The sequence below is a fragment of the Corynebacterium sp. MSK008 genome (assembly GCF_030232585.1).
Taxonomy (GTDB): domain Bacteria; phylum Actinomycetota; class Actinomycetes; order Mycobacteriales; family Mycobacteriaceae; genus Corynebacterium.
On record NZ_JASPJX010000004.1, the window covers coordinates 15,404 to 32,028 of the forward strand.

The 16,625-nt window shown below is 65.7% G+C and carries 15 protein-coding genes; 6 read left to right on the forward strand and 9 right to left on the reverse strand.

Annotated features, from left to right (window positions below; all coding sequences use genetic code 11):
• Positions 1-46: 46 nt before the first annotated feature.
• Positions 47-1,198: a phosphate ABC transporter substrate-binding protein PstS gene (gene pstS, locus QP996_RS04160; protein ID WP_284871388.1), complete on the reverse strand. Its 1,152-nt coding sequence runs from the start codon at positions 1,196-1,198 to the stop codon at positions 47-49.
• Between the two features lie 164 nt (positions 1,199-1,362).
• On the reverse strand, positions 1,363-2,235 hold the full coding sequence (gene mshD / locus QP996_RS04165) for a mycothiol synthase (RefSeq protein ID WP_284871389.1): 873 nt from the start codon (positions 2,233-2,235) through the stop codon (positions 1,363-1,365).
• Between the two features lie 34 nt (positions 2,236-2,269).
• On the opposite strand from mshD, the gene QP996_RS04170 reads away from it, so the two are divergent.
• On the forward strand, positions 2,270-2,995 hold the full coding sequence (locus QP996_RS04170; RefSeq protein WP_284871390.1) for an LmeA family phospholipid-binding protein: 726 nt from the start codon (positions 2,270-2,272) through the stop codon (positions 2,993-2,995).
• Complete coding sequence (locus QP996_RS04175) at positions 2,988-3,629, forward strand: heme-binding beta-barrel domain-containing protein (RefSeq protein WP_284871391.1); 642 nt, start codon at positions 2,988-2,990, stop codon at positions 3,627-3,629. The genes QP996_RS04170 and QP996_RS04175 overlap by 8 nt, the downstream gene beginning before the upstream one ends.
• Here the strand turns inward: QP996_RS04175 and QP996_RS04180 are convergent.
• The gene (locus QP996_RS04180) at positions 3,626-4,522 is read right to left on the reverse strand and encodes an aminodeoxychorismate lyase (protein ID WP_284871392.1); all 897 of its coding nucleotides are present in this window, start codon (positions 4,520-4,522) and stop codon (positions 3,626-3,628) included. The two genes, QP996_RS04175 and QP996_RS04180, sit on opposite strands and share 4 nt — an antisense overlap.
• Before the next feature lie 22 nt (positions 4,523-4,544).
• Between QP996_RS04180 and ygfZ the strand changes: the two genes are divergently transcribed.
• Entirely contained in the window at positions 4,545-5,597 is a 1,053-nt protein-coding gene (gene ygfZ / locus QP996_RS04185; protein ID WP_284871393.1) for a CAF17-like 4Fe-4S cluster assembly/insertion protein YgfZ, read from the forward strand.
• Positions 5,598-5,728: 131 nt separating this feature from the next.
• Complete coding sequence (locus tag QP996_RS04190) at positions 5,729-5,929, forward strand: DUF3073 domain-containing protein (RefSeq protein ID WP_181889030.1); 201 nt, start codon at positions 5,729-5,731, stop codon at positions 5,927-5,929.
• Positions 5,930-5,980: 51 nt separating this feature from the next.
• Here the strand turns inward: QP996_RS04190 and purM are convergent, their stop codons facing one another.
• Genes purM through QP996_RS04205 form a run of 3 tightly spaced genes read right to left on the reverse strand, consistent with a single transcriptional unit; the run spans position 5,981 to position 8,962 of the window.
• Positions 5,981-7,048 (reverse strand): phosphoribosylformylglycinamidine cyclo-ligase, encoded by a 1,068-nt coding sequence (gene purM, locus QP996_RS04195; RefSeq protein WP_284871394.1) that lies wholly within the window; start codon positions 7,046-7,048, stop codon positions 5,981-5,983.
• The gene (purF, locus tag QP996_RS04200; protein ID WP_284871395.1) at positions 7,049-8,557 is read right to left on the reverse strand and encodes an amidophosphoribosyltransferase; all 1,509 of its coding nucleotides are present in this window, start codon (positions 8,555-8,557) and stop codon (positions 7,049-7,051) included.
• Between the two features lie 24 nt (positions 8,558-8,581).
• Positions 8,582-8,962 (reverse strand): sterol carrier family protein, encoded by a 381-nt coding sequence (locus tag QP996_RS04205; protein ID WP_239307570.1) that lies wholly within the window; start codon positions 8,960-8,962, stop codon positions 8,582-8,584.
• A gap of 24 nt (positions 8,963-8,986) precedes the next feature.
• On the opposite strand from QP996_RS04205, the gene QP996_RS04210 reads away from it, so the two are divergent.
• A complete protein-coding gene (locus QP996_RS04210; RefSeq protein WP_284871396.1) occupies positions 8,987-9,994 on the forward strand; it encodes an acyl-CoA thioesterase in 1,008 nt (335 codons plus the stop codon).
• A 76-nt stretch (positions 9,995-10,070) separates the two neighbouring features.
• Here QP996_RS04210 and purL read toward each other — a convergent pair whose 3' ends face one another.
• From purL to purS, 3 genes are read right to left on the reverse strand one after another with little or no spacing between them, the layout of a single operon-like run.
• A complete protein-coding gene (gene purL / locus QP996_RS04215) occupies positions 10,071-12,347 on the reverse strand; it encodes a phosphoribosylformylglycinamidine synthase subunit PurL (RefSeq protein WP_284871397.1) in 2,277 nt (758 codons plus the stop codon).
• A gap of 7 nt (positions 12,348-12,354) precedes the next feature.
• Entirely contained in the window at positions 12,355-13,029 is a 675-nt protein-coding gene (gene purQ / locus QP996_RS04220; protein WP_284871398.1) for a phosphoribosylformylglycinamidine synthase subunit PurQ, read from the reverse strand.
• The gene (purS, locus tag QP996_RS04225; protein ID WP_074432067.1) at positions 13,026-13,256 is read right to left on the reverse strand and encodes a phosphoribosylformylglycinamidine synthase subunit PurS; all 231 of its coding nucleotides are present in this window, start codon (positions 13,254-13,256) and stop codon (positions 13,026-13,028) included. Before purS ends, purQ begins: the two co-directional genes overlap by 4 nt.
• A 217-nt stretch (positions 13,257-13,473) precedes the next feature.
• Here purS and QP996_RS04230 point away from each other — a divergent pair.
• The coding region (locus tag QP996_RS04230) for an ExeM/NucH family extracellular endonuclease (RefSeq protein ID WP_284871399.1) at positions 13,474-16,625 on the forward strand (3,152 nt) is incomplete at its 3' end.

The window sequence follows — 16,625 nt, forward strand, 5'->3', positions numbered from 1 at the left end:
TCTGCCTACCGCGGCCTGAGAGACCGCAGTGGCCGGTTACCAGTGCTTACTGGATAGCGTTGATGGCCTCGCGCAGGCGCTCAGCGTGTGCACCCTTGACCGGGATGAAGCCCTCATCAGCGAGCTCCTCATCCTGGCTGTCCAGTGCGATGTTGAGGAAGTCCTTGACCATGTTGGAGGTTGCCTCGTCGTAGCCGGCGGAGCAGACGATCTCGTAGGTGGTCAGAACCAGCGGGTATGCGCCGGCAGCGTCGGTGGTGAACAGCTTGTCAGCGTCGACGACCATGTCGTGGCCCTCGGTCTTGAACTCGAGGTTGTCCAGGGTCTTCTCCACGGACTCGTCGGACAGCTCGACCGGGCCGTTGCCGAAGTCGATGTTGGCCTTCTTGTCAGCGAAGCCAGCCTCAACGTAGGTGATTGCACCCTCGGTTGCGTTGACCTCCTGTGCCACACCGGAGGAGCCGTTGGCGCCGGTGCCCACGGAGTTCGGGAATGCCTTGCCGGTGGACTCCCACTTGCCGTCGGAAGCGGCGGCCAGGAACTTCTGGAAGTTGTCGGAGGTGCCGGATTCGTCGGAGCGGTAGAAGACGTTGATCGGAGCATCCGGGAGCTCGACGCCCTCGTTGTTCTCGGCGATCTTCGGGTCGTTCCAGGTGGTGATGACGCCCTGGAAGATCTCGACGATGTTGTCGACGGTCAGGTTCAGCTCGTCAACGCCGTCCAGGTTGTAGGCGATTGCAACCGGGCCGATGACGAACGGCAGGTGCCAAGCCTCGTTGCCGCCGCAGCGCTCTGCAGCAGCCTCAATCTGGTCGTCCTTCAGCGGGGAGTCGGAGCCAGCGAAGACAGCCTGGTTGGCGATGAAGTTCTTCTGGCCAGCGCCGGAACCGGACGGGGTGTAGGCCAGCTGAGCACCCGGAACCTCGGATGCGTAGACGGACGCGAAGTAGTCCATCGCGTTCTGCTGGGAGGAAGCGCCCTCAGCAACGAGGGTGCCCTCCTGGCCGGAGAGCTCGTAGTCGCCGGACTTCGCGTCGCCGTCCTTGTTGTCGTTGTCGTCGGAGGAAACGGCCTCGGTGGCGGACTCAGCAGCGTCGGTAGCTGCGTTGTCCTCGGAGTCGCCGCAAGCGACGAGAGAAGCGGAAGAGAGGGCAACGACGCCAGCGATTGCGGCGGTGCGCTTGAAGTTACGGATCACGGGATACCTTTCCGGTGCTAACGGGTCAGTTTCGAGTGTCGGATCAGCTATCCGATTACTCACGGATGCAAACCTACGGAACCCTGGTTAATTGCCGGTAGCCAGTTAAGTGAATAACTGGTGAACTCCGGGCCATCACTCGGTTTCCGCAGGTAGTAGCCAGGTTACTGATAGACAACGTGACTTTCACAAACCTCGAAGCCGAGCTGCTCATACCGCTTCACAGCGGGGATATTATCCGCCTCAACATAAAGGATGACCTGCGGTGATCCACCTTCAACAAGGTGCTGCAAACCCGCCTGCATCAATGGTCCCCCCATTCCCTCCCCCCGGTACCTTGAAGCGAGCCCAACCACATACACCTCACCCGTCCCATCAGGGTGGCGCTTGGTCCAGTGGAACCCAGCCAACTGGTCGCCGTCATACAGCAGCTGCACACCCGCAGGGTCGAACCATTCGGCTTCCATCGCGCGGTGCAGCCGCTCCACGTCCCAGCCGCCTTGCTCGGGGTGCCAGGAAAACGCGTCGTTGTTGACTTCGAGCCATTGCTTCTCGACGGCGTCCCGTCCCCAACGCTCCACCGCCCCCACGTAGTCCAGGGCTTCGAACCCCGCCGGCAGCTCGGGCGCACCGTGAGCGATGTCGTCGGCGGAAATCCCCATCACCAGCAGCTCTCGCGCCACCTTCAGCCCAAGCTTCGCGGCCAGAGCCTGCGCCCCCGGAAGGTTGCCGTGCGCCCACAGGCCGGCGTCAGCGTGCTCCGCGCGGACCTTGCGCGCCAACGCCTCGCCGATGCCGGCGCGGCGGTGTTCCGGGTGCACGACCAACTCCGCCGAGCCGTCTTCCGCCAGCCCCGCGCAGGCGACCACCTCGCCGTCGTGTTCGGACAGGAAGTGGATGTGGCGGACGCGATCGTCGTCAAGCCCCTGCACAAAGGCTTCGGAGAAGGCGGCGATGCCGTCATGAGCCTCGGCGGCTTCAAGCAAGGGGCGCACGCGGTCGCCGGGAAGTTGGGCGCTTAGGATATCTGCAGTCATGGCTCCCAAGGCTACGTGCGGGAAGGAGAGCGCGGTGAAGAGAACGGTCGCGGTTGCGGTAGCACTCGTCGCAGCCCTCGGGCTCGCGGACACCGCACTGGCCTCGCACGTGGAGCACGGCCTCGCGCGCGAAGGCGTGGAGGTCGAGGTCAGCGCCGTGCCTTTTGTGTGGTCCGGCATCTCAGGCCGGGTCCCGCGCGTCACCGCCAAGCGCACGGACGCGGACATCCCCGGCCCCGGGGTGGGCACGGTGAGCGTGGAGATGTTCAACCTGAAGCTGGACACTCCCGCGGATGCGCTGCGCGGCGAGATCGTCGGCGCGGACGCCCGCCTGGTGCGCCGCCGCATCCGCCTGGACGGCGTGGGGTTTGGCGAGCTGCTGGGGATCACGGATTTGGATATGGCCAACCCCTACGACATATCCCCCACCGGCGGCGTAGCCAGCGAGGCGCGGCTGACCGGCACCGTGCCCGGCGCGCTTAAGCCCGCCACCGTGGTAGTGACGCTGCGGCTTGTCGACGGCACGTTCCGCATGCGCCCCAGCCAACTCCTCGAGGTCGCGGCCGGCGAGGAGCAAACCGTGCTGGACGGCTTCACCCTCGACTTAGACACCCGCGAGCTGCCCCTGGGCGGGCCCGCGGACCTGGTGCAGCTGCGCGGTGGCTCGCTCGAGCTGTCCCGCGACCGCGTGAACACCGTGGTGGAGCCTGCGGATCTGGAGCCGTTGGCGGGAGCGTCTACGCTTGGGAAGCATGACTGAAGAAAACAAGCTCAACGGCAACGACGCTGTGAACCTCGCGGCAGAGCAGTCCAAGGAGACCGCGCACCGCAACATCCCGGAGCTCGGGTTTGAGGACATGCCGCTTGCGGCGGACACCGCGAACCTGCGTTACGGCCCCTCGCTTCACGACGGCCTGCTGGCCCTGCTGCCGCTCGTCGGCGTGTGGACCGGCTCCGGCCAGGCCAACGACCCGTCCGACCCGGAGGGCGAGGAGTACGCCTTTGGCCAGCAGCTCGTGATTTCCCACGACGGCGAGAATTACCTGCGCTTCGAGTCCCGCATTTGGCGCCTTGACTCCGAGGGCAACGCCACCGGCGCGGACCAGCGCGAGGTGGGGTTCTGGCGCATCTCACTCAAGGACGAGATCGAGGTGACGCTGACGAACTCCCGCGGCCTGGTGGAGATTATGTACGGCGGGCTGGTCAACGAGCGCGCGTGGCAGCTCACCAGCGCCTCCACCATCGCCACCGAAACCGGCCCGGCGGCCCACGGTCCGGGCAAGCGCCTCTACGGCCTGATGCCCAACAACAACCTGGGCTGGGTGGACGAGCGCGCCGTCGACGGCGAGATGGTGCCCTACATGTCCGCCGAGCTGAAGCGCGTGGCGGGCTAACCTACCGCATCTTCGATGAGCTGCCTGATCTCCGACGCGTTGTCGGGGGCGGGCAGCTTTTCGCCGTCTAAGCGCTTCACGCGCGCGGCGATGCGGGTGGAGCTGACCAGCCAGACGGACTCCGCCTTGAACAGCTCGCTGAGGTAGATGTCCTTGGCTTTGCACTTCCAGCCGAGCTTCTCCGCGTGCTCGAAGACGGCGGCCTGGGTGGTGCCGGCCATGACGCCGGCGCCCGGGGCCGGGGTGCGCAGGCGGCCGCCCTTTTTCACCATGAGCACGCTCGATGTCGCGCCTTCAAGCACCCGGCCGGTCTCCGGGTCGACGTAGATGATGTCGTCCGCGCCCTGCTCGCCCGCCCAGCGAAGCGCGGCCATGGTCAGCGCGTAATTCAGCGTCTTCGCGCCGTCGCGCATCCACGGCACATCCAGGTCGATGGCGTAGCCGCGCGGGGTGGTCAGCACATTCACGCCGCGTTCGCGTTGGCGCAGCACGTTTTCCGGCAGGGGCCGTACGGTGATCCATGCGGTGGGCACGCCGGTGGTTTCGCGGCCGCGGGTCATGGTCCAGGTAACCTTCGCCTCGATGTCCGGGGCGTCTCCGCGCTCCCGGCAGTAGTCCGCCACTGCCTCCTCGGTCGCGCGGATCCAGTGTTCACTGCCGGGCTCTGGCAGCCCGAGCAGCTTCGCGGAGCGCGCGAAGCGTTGCAGGTGCTTGTCTAGATTCTGCGGTTTGCCCCCACGCACCAGGATGGACTCGAAGATGCCGTCGCCGCGCGTGACGGCCGCGTCGTCCCAGAACACGTGCGGCATATTCGGGTTCTGGCGCCGCACCGAGCCGCCGAACGGCTCCACCAGGTAGATCACGGGCGCGGGCGTAAGCTGGGGAAAAACCATAGTGCCCCTATGATAGGCGCCCATGGGTTACGCATCGGAGCTTTTGACACGTCCCGGCGCACAGGAGCTGCCCGGGGACTCGCTTCTCGACGCCAAAGGGGTCCCCTGGCACTACGGCAACCCCCTTACAGAGCAGCGCATCACCGAACCGACGCTGGTGGACCGCTCCCACCGCGCCGTTATCGCCGTCTCGGGCCCAGACGCGCCGACATTCCTCAACAACCTGCTCTCCCAGAAGCTGGATGACGTCGCCGACGGCTTCGCCGCCTCCGCCCTGGACCTGGATGCCCAAGGCCGCATCCTGCACCACGCGGACGTGGCAGTGGCCGACGGCGTCTACTACTTCGACCTGCCCTCCTACCAGCGCGAGACCTTCGTGGACTTCCTGCGCAAGATGGTGTTCTGGTCCGAGGTGACCATTGAGGAGCCGGACCTGGGCGTGCTGACCATCCTGGGCCCGGTGGCGCAGCCGGACTTCGGCCAGGTGTTCACTCGCCGCCTGGACGGCTGGGGCGGGATCGGCCGCACTGACATTGCGGTGCCGAAGTCCCGGATCACCGAGGTAGCCGACCAGTTCCCGCTCGCAGGACTGATGGCGTTTACCGCCTACCGCGTCGCCGCCGGCGAGCCGGAAGCGCGAGCAGACTTGGATGAAAAGTCCATCCCGCACGAGGCGCCGAACCTGATTAACCGGGGCGAAAAGATCCGCGCCGTCCACCTGGAGAAGGGATGCTACCGCGGGCAGGAAACCGTCGCCCGCGTGGAGAACCTGGGCCGCTCCCCGCGCCTGCTCGTCAAGCTTCAGCTGGACGGCTCCGCCCCGAACGAGCCGGAGATCGGCGCCGAGATCACCGCCGGCGGGCGCAAGGTGGGCCGGGTTGGCACCGTGGTGCACGACGCGGACGAGGGCCCGGTCGCGCTCGCTTTGGTGAAGCGTTCTGCGCTGCAGGCACCGCTGGACATCGGCGGCACGGCGGCGTCGGTGGACCAGTCGTCGCTGCCTGCAGATGAGGGTGAGCATGCGGGACGACGTGCCGTCGATAGGCTAAGGCGCGGACCTGAGAGCCAGCTATAAGAGCTGTTCAGACCCCCAAAGCGCATTTTTTCTGAGTGCAGGCTATAGTGTCCTACAGGAAAATATCGTAAATAAGTATGAGGCCGCCTCTTTCGAAGGCCGCCCAAGAACCACCTCAAGGGGGTCACGCCATGGGCCGCGGACGCGCAAAAGCCAAGCAGACCAAGGTTGCTCGCCAGCTGAAGTACAACACTCCTGAAATGGACCTGGATTCCCTGCAGCGAGAGCTTGCAGGACAGGCCCCGCGACGCAGCTGGGACGACGATGAGGCAGAGGTGGACGACCAGTACGCGGAGTACGCGGACTGGGACGACGAGGACGACGACCGCTAGTCCACTCACCTCAATGAAAAAGCACCCCTTACCGGGGTGCTTTTCCTTTACTTAGTACTGCGGGTGCGAGCCGGTCAGCACCGCGCGGGCAGTGTCGCCCTCGCCCGCAGCGCGGACTTCGCCGAGATCCCACGCGTCGATGTGGCGCGCGGCCAGGATGGCCAGCGCGCGGTCCCGGTCCTCCGGGCTGACGATGGCGACCATGCCGACGCCCATGTTGAACGTCTTCTCCATCTCCTCGTCCGGCACCTGGCCGACGGACTTGATGGTGCGGAAAATCGGGCCCGGGGTCCAGGTGGTGCGGCGCATGTCCGCCACCAGGCCCTCGGGGATGATGCGCTCCATGTTGCCGGCCAGCCCGCCGCCGGTGACGTGGCAGAAGGTGCGCACCTCGCACTCGGCGGCAAGCGCCAGGCAGTCCAGGGCGTAGATGCGGGTCGGCTCCAAAAGCTCCTCCCCGAGGGTGCGGCCGAGCTCTTCCATCTCCGCGTCCAGGGGCAGCCCGGCGCGCTCCAGCAGCACGTGGCGGGCCAGGGAGTAGCCGTTGGAGTGCAGGCCGGACGACGCCATGGCGATGATGGCGTCGCCCTCGCGGACCTTGTCCGGGCCGAGCAACTCGGCAGCCTCGACGACGCCGACGGCGGTGGCGGAGACGTCGTACTCGTCCGGCTCCATCACGCCCGGGTGCTCAGCGGTCTCGCCGCCGAGCAGGGCGCAGCCAGCCTGGACGCAGCCCTCGGCGATGCCGGAGACAATCTCGGCGACCTTCTCGGGCACGACTTTGCCGATGGCGATGTAGTCCTGCAGAAACAGCGGCTCAGCGCCGCAGACGACCAGGTCGTCCACGCACATGGCCACCAGGTCGATGCCGATGGTGTCGTGCTTGTCCATGGCCTGCGCCACCGCGAGTTTCGTGCCCACACCGTCGGAACCCGCTGCCAGCAGCGGCTCCTTGTACTTGCCCAGCGCAAACAGGCCGGCGAAGCCGCCCAGGCCGCCGCGGACCTCCGGGCGGGTGGCGCGCTTGGCGTGCGGGGCGAAAAGCTCCACGGCCTTGTCGCCGGCCTCGATGGACACACCTGCGGCTTCGTAGGACACGGGTTGCTGTTCAGTACTCATTTAGGCTTCTGCACCTTTCTGGATGCGTCGGACAAGGTCGGCGTTGTGGTTGCCCTCCGGCAGACCCAGCGGGTAATCACCGGTGAAACAGGCCGCGCAGAGGTTTTCCTTGGGCTGGTTCGAGGCGGCGATCATGTCGTCGATGGGCACGAATGCCAGCGAATCCGCCCCGACCATCGTACGGATGGACTCGGCGATCGCCTCGTCCGAATCGGTGCGGCCGTGGTTGGCGATCAGCTCGCCGGGACTGGCGAAGTCGATGCCGTAGAAGCACGGCCACTTCACCGGCGGCGAGGCAATGCGCACGTGCACCTCCGCCGCTCCCGCCTCCCGCAGCATGCGGATCAGCTTGCGCTGCGTGTTGCCGCGCACGATGGAATCGTCCACTACCACAAGTTTCTTGCCCTCGATGACCTCGCGCACCGGGTTGAGCTTCAGGCGCAGGCCCAGCTGGCGCAGGGTGTCGGAGGGCTGGATGAACGTGCGGCCCACGTAGGCGTTTTTCATCATGCCCTGCTTGAACGGGATGCCGGACGCCTCGGCGTAGCCGATGGCGGCTGGCGTGCCGGACTCCGGCACGGGCATAACCAGGTCCGCCTCCACCGGGCTCACCTTGGACAGCCGGCGGCCGATTTCGATGCGTGAGGCGTTAACGGTCTGGCCATCGATGACGGAGTCGGGTCGTGCCACGTAGACGTACTCGAACACGCAGTGCGCCTTCGGGGTCTCGGCGAAGCGCTCGGAGTGCACGCCGGACTCGTCGATGGCGACCATCTCGCCCGGCTCGATGTCGCGCACGAACGACGCGCCGACGATGTCTAGGGCGCAGGTCTCGGAGGCGACCACCCAGCCGCCGTCGAGGCGGCCCAGCGACAGCGGGCGAACACCGTGCGGGTCGCGCGCGGCATACAGGGTGCGCCCGTCGGTGACCATGAAGCAGAAGGCGCCTTTGACGCGGGGCAGGAGTTCCCGTGCGGCGTCGAGAAGCGTCCTGTCCTCGGTGACCAGATCGGCCAGCAGCGCGGAGACCACCGCAGTATCCGACGACGAGCCCTGGCCCTTCACCCCGGCAGGAGAAATCAGCTTCTTCGCAATCGCCTCGTCCTGCAGCTCGAGGTAGTTGACCAGGTTACCGTTGTGCGCTAGCGCGATGTCCGTGCCGTTGGGCGAGGTGCGGAACATCGGCTGGACGTTCTCCCACGAGTTCCCCCCGGCCGTGGAGTAGCGGGTATGCCCGATCGCCACGTCGCCCTGCAGCGCCTCCAGCGCGGGTTCGTCGAAGACCTGGCTGACTAGACCGGTGTCCTTGAACACCACCAGCTTGTCCGCGTCTCCCACCGCGATGCCGGCGCCTTCCTGGCCGCGGTGCTGCAGTGCGAACAGACCGAAGTAGCTCAGCTTGGCCACGTCCTCGCCCGGCGCCCAGACGCCGAACACGCCGCACTCGTCGCGCGGGGCGTCGCTGTCGATATCGAAGTCCTGACTTGGTTTAGGGCTCTCCGTAAACACGCCCCTCACTGTATCCGAGTCCACTCAGCGCAGCGCAATCACGGGAAGACCGGCAGCAATCTCGGCGGCGCGGGATCCGGAGGCGTCGATAGTCCCCCGCTCAAGCTCCTCGGCGAAACTGGCCAGCCCGGTAGCCAGCCGCAGCCAGGTCTCAGGCTTCATCTCCACCACGTTCGGCGGGGTGCCGCGCGTGTGTCGCGGGCCCTCGACGCACTGCACCGCCACAAACGGCGGCACGCGCAGCTCCACCGAATGCCCCGGGAGTTCCTCGGCGAGGGTGCGCGCGGTGCGTCGGCAAGCATTTGCAAGCTCGCTTCTCGACGGCTCCGCTGCCCCACCCTCCAACCACCCAGCCACCTGCTGGATCGCCTCACGTGTCAGCGCCGGGTCTTGTTTCTGCACCATGACACACCATATTAAGGTGGCCCCATGCCAAATACTCGCGTCGCCGCCGAGCGCTCCCCGTCCGTGACCCTGCGATTCATGGCCTCGCCTACCGACGTGCTGCACCACGGCGCCCAAGGTGTCTCCGGCGGCCGCGTGCTGGAGTGGATCGACAAGGCAGCGTACGCCTGCGCCGCGCAATGGTCCGCCACCTACTGCGTCACCGCCTACGTGGGCCACATCCACTTCACCCGGCCGATTCCATCCGGCCACATCGTGGAGGTGCGCTCCCGCATCGCCATGACCGGGCGGTCATCCATGCACATTGTCAACGAGGTGCTCTCCGCCGACCCGCGCGAAGGTATCTTCACCCGCGCCTGCGACTGCCTGGTCGTGTTTGTGGCCAAGGACCCGGACACCGGCAAGTCCATGGCGGTGCCCACCTTCGTGCCCACCGACGACGAAGAACGCCGCGTCGCCGAAGCCGCCGAGTCCCGCATCGGTCTGCGCAAGGCGATTGAGGAGGAGATGGAGGCGCAAACCTACACCGACGACTCCACCGCGCCGCGCATCGTGCACCGCTTCATGGCTAAGCCCACCGACGTGAACTGGGGCGGCAACGTCCACGGCGGCACCGCCATGGAGTGGATCGACGAGGCCGGCTTGGCCTGCACCATGGAGTGGTCCGGGGAGCGCACCGTGGCGGTCTACGCCGGCGGCATCCGCTTCTACCACCCCGTGCACATCGGCGATCTGATCGAGGTGGACGCGCGCATCACCCGCACCGACTCGCGCTCCATCCACACCTCGGTGCACCTGCGCGCCGGCGACCCCCGCGGCGGGCGCGAGAACTTGAAAGACGCCATCCACGCCACATTCACCTACATCGGCATCGACATCGACGGCAACCCCCTGCCGGCCCGCAAGTTCACCCCGGTCACCGAGGAGGACCAGCGCCTGTGGGAGCACACCCAGACGCTCAAGGACCTGCGCGGGCAGTACGAGCCGGTGCCGCTGGTCAAGCCGCTGCCGCCGGTGCAGCGCACGTCCTAAGTTTTTCGCCCCCGTATGTGCGTTTGGGGAATGTGGCAAATAGTTGCCACATTCCCCAAACGCTGTGTTGGTCCCGCTAGACCGCCGCGTTCGGCGCCGTTGCGGCCGCGAAGTGCGACGGCATCGTCGCCGCCCACGCGCCGGCGAGCTCCGCGACCTGGATCTCCTGGCCGGCCACGCGCAGCACACCGTCGTTAGTGGTCTCGCCCAGCACGGCGACCGGGATGCCCGCCGAGGTCGCGCGGTCCACAGCCGCCTCTGCGCGGTCGCTGGTCACCGCGACCAGGACGCGGGAGGCGGACTCGGAGAACAGCGCGGTGAACGCGTCTTCGTGCACGCCCTCCAGGTTCAGCTCCGCGCCTTTGTCGGAGCCGAGCAGCAGCTCGAACACCGCCTGGGACAGGCCGCCTTCGGACAGGTCGTGGGCGGCTGCGATGCCCGAGGCGTTGCCGGCGAAGAACTCCGCCAGGCGCGCCTCGTTGGCCAGGTCCACCTGCGGCGGCAGGCCGGCCAGGCCCGCGCCGGAGATGTCCTGCCACACGGAGCCGCCGAACTCGTCCTTGGTCTCGCCCAGCAGGATCAGGGTGTACTGCTCGTCTGCGGACGGCAGCGCGTGAGGGATGGCCTTCTCCACGTCCTCCATCACGCCCAGCACGCCGACAACGGGGGTGGGCAGGATCGGCGTCTCGCCGGTCTGGTTGTAGAAGGACACATTGCCGCCGGAGACTGGGATGGCGAGTTCGGCGGAGCCGTCGGCAAGCCCGTGCACTGCCTCGCGGAACTGCCACATCACATCCGGGTTCTCCGGGGAGCCGAAGTTCAGACAGTTGGTCACTGCGACCGGGGTGGCGCCGGTGACGGCGACGTTGCGGTACGCTTCCGCGAGCGCCAGGCGCGCGCCCATGTTCGGGTCGAGGTAGGTGTAGCGGCCCGACGCGTCAGCGGAGACGGCCACGCCGCGGTTGGTTTCCTCGTTGATGCGCAGCACGCCGGAGTTGGCGTACTTGGCCTGCACGGTGTTGCCGCGCACGTAGCGGTCGTACTGCTCGGTGATGAAGTCGCGGGAGCACAGCGCGGGGGAAGCGACCATCTTCAGCCATGCGTCCTTGATGTCGCTTTGCTTCTCGACGTCGCTTTCGGCCTGCACACCATCCTGCCAATCCGGGCGCGCGTAGGGCCGCTCGTAGACCGGGCCTTCGTCGATAGTTGACGGCGGGGCGTCCACCACGAGCTCGCCGTTGTGGAACACCTGCAGGCGGTCCTCGTCCGAGGTGACCTCGCCGATGACGGACGCGAGCACGTCCCACTTGGCGCAGATCTCCATGAACTTCTCCACGTCCTCCGGCGCAACGACCGCGCACATGCGCTCCTGCGACTCGGAGGCGAGGATTTCCGCGGCGGACATGTTCTCCGCGCGCAGCGGGACGTTGTCCAGGTTGACGGTCATGCCGCCGTCGCCGGACGCCGCGAGCTCGGAGGTGGCGCAGGACAGGCCGCCGCCACCGAGGTCCTGGATGCCCTCGACCACGCCGGCGGCGTAGAGCTCGAGGCAGCACTCGATGAGGACCTTCTCCGCGAACGGGTCGCCCACCTGCACGGCCGGCAGTTTGCGTTCCTCGCCTTCCTCGAAGGTGGCGGAGCCCAGCACGGACACGCCGCCGATGCCGTCGAGGCCGGTGCGGGAGCCGAAAAGGATGACCTTGTTGCCGGTGCCGGAGGCGAACGCCAAGTGGAGGTCCTCCACCTTCAGCGTGCCCACGCACAGCGCGTTGACCAGCGGGTTGCCGGCGTATGCGGGGTCGAAGACGGTCTCGCCTCCGATGTTGGGCAGGCCCAGGCAGTTGCCGTAGCCGCCGATGCCGTGGACCACGCCCGGCAGGACGCGCTTGGTGTCGTCGGCGTCGATGGCGCCGAAGCGCAGCTGGTCCATCACTGCGATCGGGCGCGCGCCCATGGCCATGATGTCGCGGACGATGCCGCCGACGCCGGTCGCCGCGCCCTGGTACGGCTCGACGAAGGAGGGGTGGTTGTGGCTTTCCACGCGGAAGGTCACCGCGTCGCCGCCGCCGATGTCCACCACGCCGGCGTTCTCGCCGATGCCGGCGAGGATCTTCGACGCCATCTCCTCGGTCATGGTCTGGCCGAAGTAGCGCAGGTGCGTCTTGGAAGACTTGTAGGAGCAGTGCTCGGACCACATCACGGAGTACAGCGTCAGCTCCGCGTCGGTAGGCCTGCGGCCCAAAATCGCCTTGATCTTGGCGTACTCGTCGTCCTTCAGCCCCAGCTCGGCGTACGGCTGCTCGAGCTCCGGGGTGTCGAAGGCGTTGTCGACGGTGTCGTTTTGCACGGTCATTTCGGGTCTACGCTCCGATCTTCGAAATCGCGTCGATGGCGGAAGTGAACAGGCCAAGACCGTCCGTGGACGGGCCGGTCAGCGTCTCAATGGCGTGCTCCGGGTGCGGCATGAGGCCGACCACGCGGCCGGTCTCGTTGGTCACGCCAGCGATGCCGTTGATGGAGCCGTTGAAGTTGTCCGTGTAGCGGAACACCACACGGCCTTCCTTCTCCAGCGCCTCAATGGTCTCCGGAGCAGCCTGGAAACGGCCCTCGCCGTGCTTGGCGGGCACGTAGATGCGCTCGCCCAGCTGGCTGGTCCACGCGGTGTCGGTGTTTTCCACCTCGAGGTAGGTGTCCACGCAGTGGAAGTTCAGGCCCTGGTTGCGGGTCAGCGCGCCCGGCAGCAGGCCAGTCTCGGTGAGAATCTGGAAGCCGTTGCAGATGCCGAGCACTGGCATGCCCTTCTTCGCAGCCTCAACGACGGCGCCCATCATCGGCGCCTGCGCGGCGATCGCGCCGGAGCGCAGGTAATCACCGTAGGAAAAGCCACCCGGGACGACTACCGCGTCCACGCCGGTGAGGTCATTGTCCGCGTGCCACAGCTGGCGCGGCTCGGCACCGGCGAGACGGACGGCGCGCAGCGCGTCGACGTCGTCAAGCGTGCCCGGAAAAGTAATGACTCCGATAGTTGCGCTCATCGCACAACCTCGAAGTCCTCGATAACGGTGTTAGTCAGCAGCGTTTCAGCCATGCGCTGCAGCTCGGCGTCGGAGACCGAATCATCCACCTCAATTTCAAAGCGCTTGCCCTGGCGGACGTCGGTCACCCCCTCGACTCCGATTCGGCCCAGTGCGCGGAGCACCGCCTGACCCTGCGGGTCAAGAATTTCGGCCTTGGGCATGACATTGACGACGACTCGTGCCATGAGAATCCTTCACGTTTCGGGAGGTTGATGGACCTTTGCGGTACGCGCGTCAGTATATCGGACGCCCCGACACGGCCCGAAACCCTTGATGACCGGCCAAAAGTGAACGAACGGTGAATTCTTGGCGAATTGCGCCTTCTCGGCAGGCGAAGTCTCTCAAACAGGGTTAATTTATCGAAGCTTCAGTAATCCTTTCGTTCTTTCAAAGAGGTTTCTCATGCTTAATTCCAACCGCAAGGTGTTGAGCACGTCCTTCATCATCGCCCTGGCGGCCGGCACCGTCACCGTTGCCCCGAGCGCATACGCAGCTACGGACGGCTCCAACGTCGTCATCAACGAGGTCTACGGCGGTGGCGGCAATAAGGGCGCCGCCTACAACAAGGACTTCGTCGAGCTGTACAACCCGACCGACCAGCCGATCGACATCACGGGCTGGAAAATCGAGCAACGCTCTGCAGGTGACGGGCTCGGCAGCACCTACACCTTGGAAGGCGTAGTTCCCGCCAAGAGCACGTTCCTGATCACGGGCCCCGAGGGCACCAACGGCGCAGCAATCGAGGGCGCTGACGCCGCCTATGGCACCCTCAATTTTGGAAACAAGGGCGCAATCGCAGTGCTTCTCGACGCCAACGGCAACCCGGTAGACCGCGTCGGCTGGGGCGGCGCGGTAGCCCCTGAAGGATCGTCCGCTGAGGCGACCGCGAACGGCACGTCGATCCAGCGTAAGACCGTCGGCGTGGATACCGACAACAACGCGGACGATTTCATCGTCGCTGTGCCAACGCCGCAGGGCTCCGGCGCTACGCCTGAAGCCCCCACCGATCCCGACACCGAGAACCCCCAGCCCGAGCAGCCTCAGCCCGGTGAGATCACCCCGATCGCCAATATCCAGGGCACCGGTGCCACTTCCCCGTTTGAGGGCCAGACGGTGACCACCGAAGGCGTCGTCACGGCGGTGTACGACGAGGGTGGCAAGAACGGCTTCTTCCTTCAGACCGCTGGCACTGGTGACGGGGCAAAGAACCCGGGCGATGCCTCCGACGGCATTTTCGTCTACATGGGCGGCAACCAGAACTTCCCGATGCGCGGCGATTCGCTCCGCGTCACCGGCCAAGTGTCGGAATACTACAACCAGACGCAGATCACGGCGTCGACAATTGCGACGCTCGACGACGCACTCGAAGCTCCCAAGGCCATTGAAATTGAGACCCTCCCTTCCGGCGACGAGGCTCGCGAACCGTACGAGGGCATGCTCGTGCGTGTCTCTGGCCCGTACACCGTGACCAACAACTACACGCTCAACAACACGGGCGACTTGGGGCTTGCGCCGGGAGAGCGTGCGCACCGCACACCGACCGACGTCGTCGCCCCGGGAGCTGCAGCGCAGGAACTCGACGCAAAACAGGATGCCGAGGTCGTTTACCTCGACGACGGCCGGACACGCAACTACTTCCGCTCGGACAAGGAAACCCCGCTGCCGTACATCGTCACCTCCGACGGTGGCGTGAAGTCCATCCGCACAGGCGACCAGGTGGAGTTCCAGACCGATGTGGTGGTGGATTACTCCTTCGACCAGTGGCGCTTCCAGCCGTTGCAGCCGATCACCGGCAAGAATGCGGCGGCGGAGCTGCCCATCACTTGGGAAGATTCCCGCGTGGCTGCTTACGACGACGTCGAAAACGTCGCCGGCGACTACTCCATCGGCTTTTTCAATGTGTTGAACTACTTCTCATCCCTTGGTAAGGACCAGAACAAATGCGGTTACCACAAGAACAGGTTTGGTGACCCGGTTGCAGCTAACGGTTGCAAGGTTCGCGGCGCGTTCTCGCAGGAAGCATTCAACGACCAGCAGGCGAAGATTGTTACGGCCATCAACAAGCTGGACACCGACGTTCTCGGCCTGTCTGAGATCGAGAACACCTACAGCGTGACCGGCGACGTCGCTAAGCGTGACGACGCCCTGCAGAACCTCGTCGATGCGCTGAACGCGAAGGAACCGGGCAAGTGGGACCTTGTGAAGTCCCCAGAGAATCTGGGCACCGACGAAGACGTGATCCGTGTCGGCTTCATCTACCAGCCCGCGAAGGTGAAGCCGGTCGGCGAATCCGTCATTTTTGATGACGCCGCATTCACCAAGACCGCACGCCAGCCTCTGGCCCAAGAGTTCGACACCGTCGGCAACGACGAGGACAAGAACTTCGTTGCTGTGGTCAACCACTTCAAGTCCAAGGGTTCTGTCGCACAGGGCGACGCTGACACCGGCGACGGCCAGGGCAACAATCCGAACGTGCGCACCCGCCAGTCCGAAGCGCTGCTGAAGCACCTCAACCAGCAGAGCCAGTGGGCTGAGCTTCCGACATTCCTCGTCGGAGACTTCAACGCCTACACCAAGGAAGACGCGATCACCGCACTGGTAAACGGCGGTTTCAACCTCGTCGAGTCCGAGAAGGACTACGACCAGGCGTCATATCAGTTTGACGGCCAGCTGGGCAGCCTCGACCACGTTCTTGCCAACGCAGCAGCGATGGAGCTGGTCGAGGACTCCGTCGTCTGGAACATCAACGGCGACGAATCGGTTGCGTTCGAATACTCGCGTCGCAACTACAACATTGCGGACGTGTTCGAGGACCTGACAAAGGATGCCCGATACTACGGAGCCGATAACCCATTCCGTTCTTCCGACCACGACCCAGTCAAGGTTGGCTTCGGCACCAAGCTCGACGAGAAAGATGCCGACAAGTTCGCACCAGAGGCGAGCGAGGAAGTCACTGTCACCCAGGGCGATGAGCTGCCGGATGCAAAGGCCACTGTGAAGGACGCTGACCAGCTGCCTGCGGACACGAAGTTCGAATGGACCAAGCCGGCGAACACTGACACTCTCGGCGACGGCCAGGAAGGCGAGATCACCGTCACCTACCCGGACGGTTCCGTCGACACGGTGAACGTCGTTGTGAACGTGAAGCCAAAGGCTGAAGAGGAAGAGCCGCAGCCGGAGGAAGAGCCCCGCTACATCGTCAAGGCAGAAGTTAATGACGATGGCGAGCTCATCGTCACCTACGACAACGGTGAGACCGAGAACCTCGGCAAGGTCAGGGGTGCCGACGGCAAGGATGGCGCTGACGGCAAGGATGGCGCTGACGGCAAACCGGGCAAGGACGGCGAGCGCGGCCCCAAGGGCGACAAGGGCGACACCGGCGCTGACGGCAAAGACGGCGCTGACGGCAAACCGGGCAAGGACGGCGAGCGCGGCCCCAAGGGCGACAAGGGCGACACCGGCGCTGACGGCAAAGACGGCGCTGACGGCAAACCGGGCAAGGACGGCGAGCGCGGCCCCAAGGGCGACAAGGGCGACACCGGCGCTGACGGCAA

Bases quoted from the DNA above. Each gene is read 5' to 3' on its own strand.
- mshD (WP_284871389.1), bottom strand. From the start codon at position 2,235: ATGACTGCAGATATCCTAAGCGCCCAACTTCCCGGCGACCGCGTGCGC.
- QP996_RS04175 (WP_284871391.1), top strand. From the start codon at position 2,988: ATGACTGAAGAAAACAAGCTCAACGGCAACGACGCTGTGAACCTCGCG.
- QP996_RS04180 (WP_284871392.1), bottom strand. From the start codon at position 4,522: ATGGTTTTTCCCCAGCTTACGCCCGCGCCCGTGATCTACCTGGTGGAG.
- ygfZ (WP_284871393.1), top strand. From the start codon at position 4,545: ATGGGTTACGCATCGGAGCTTTTGACACGTCCCGGCGCACAGGAGCTG.
- QP996_RS04190 (WP_181889030.1), top strand. From the start codon at position 5,729: ATGGGCCGCGGACGCGCAAAAGCCAAGCAGACCAAGGTTGCTCGCCAG.
- purM (WP_284871394.1), bottom strand. From the start codon at position 7,048: ATGAGTACTGAACAGCAACCCGTGTCCTACGAAGCCGCAGGTGTGTCC.
- QP996_RS04205 (WP_239307570.1), bottom strand. From the start codon at position 8,962: ATGGTGCAGAAACAAGACCCGGCGCTGACACGTGAGGCGATCCAGCAG.
- QP996_RS04210 (WP_284871396.1), top strand. From the start codon at position 8,987: ATGCCAAATACTCGCGTCGCCGCCGAGCGCTCCCCGTCCGTGACCCTG.
- purL (WP_284871397.1), bottom strand. From the start codon at position 12,347: ATGACCGTGCAAAACGACACCGTCGACAACGCCTTCGACACCCCGGAG.
- purQ (WP_284871398.1), bottom strand. From the start codon at position 13,029: ATGAGCGCAACTATCGGAGTCATTACTTTTCCGGGCACGCTTGACGAC.
- purS (WP_074432067.1), bottom strand. From the start codon at position 13,256: ATGGCACGAGTCGTCGTCAATGTCATGCCCAAGGCCGAAATTCTTGAC.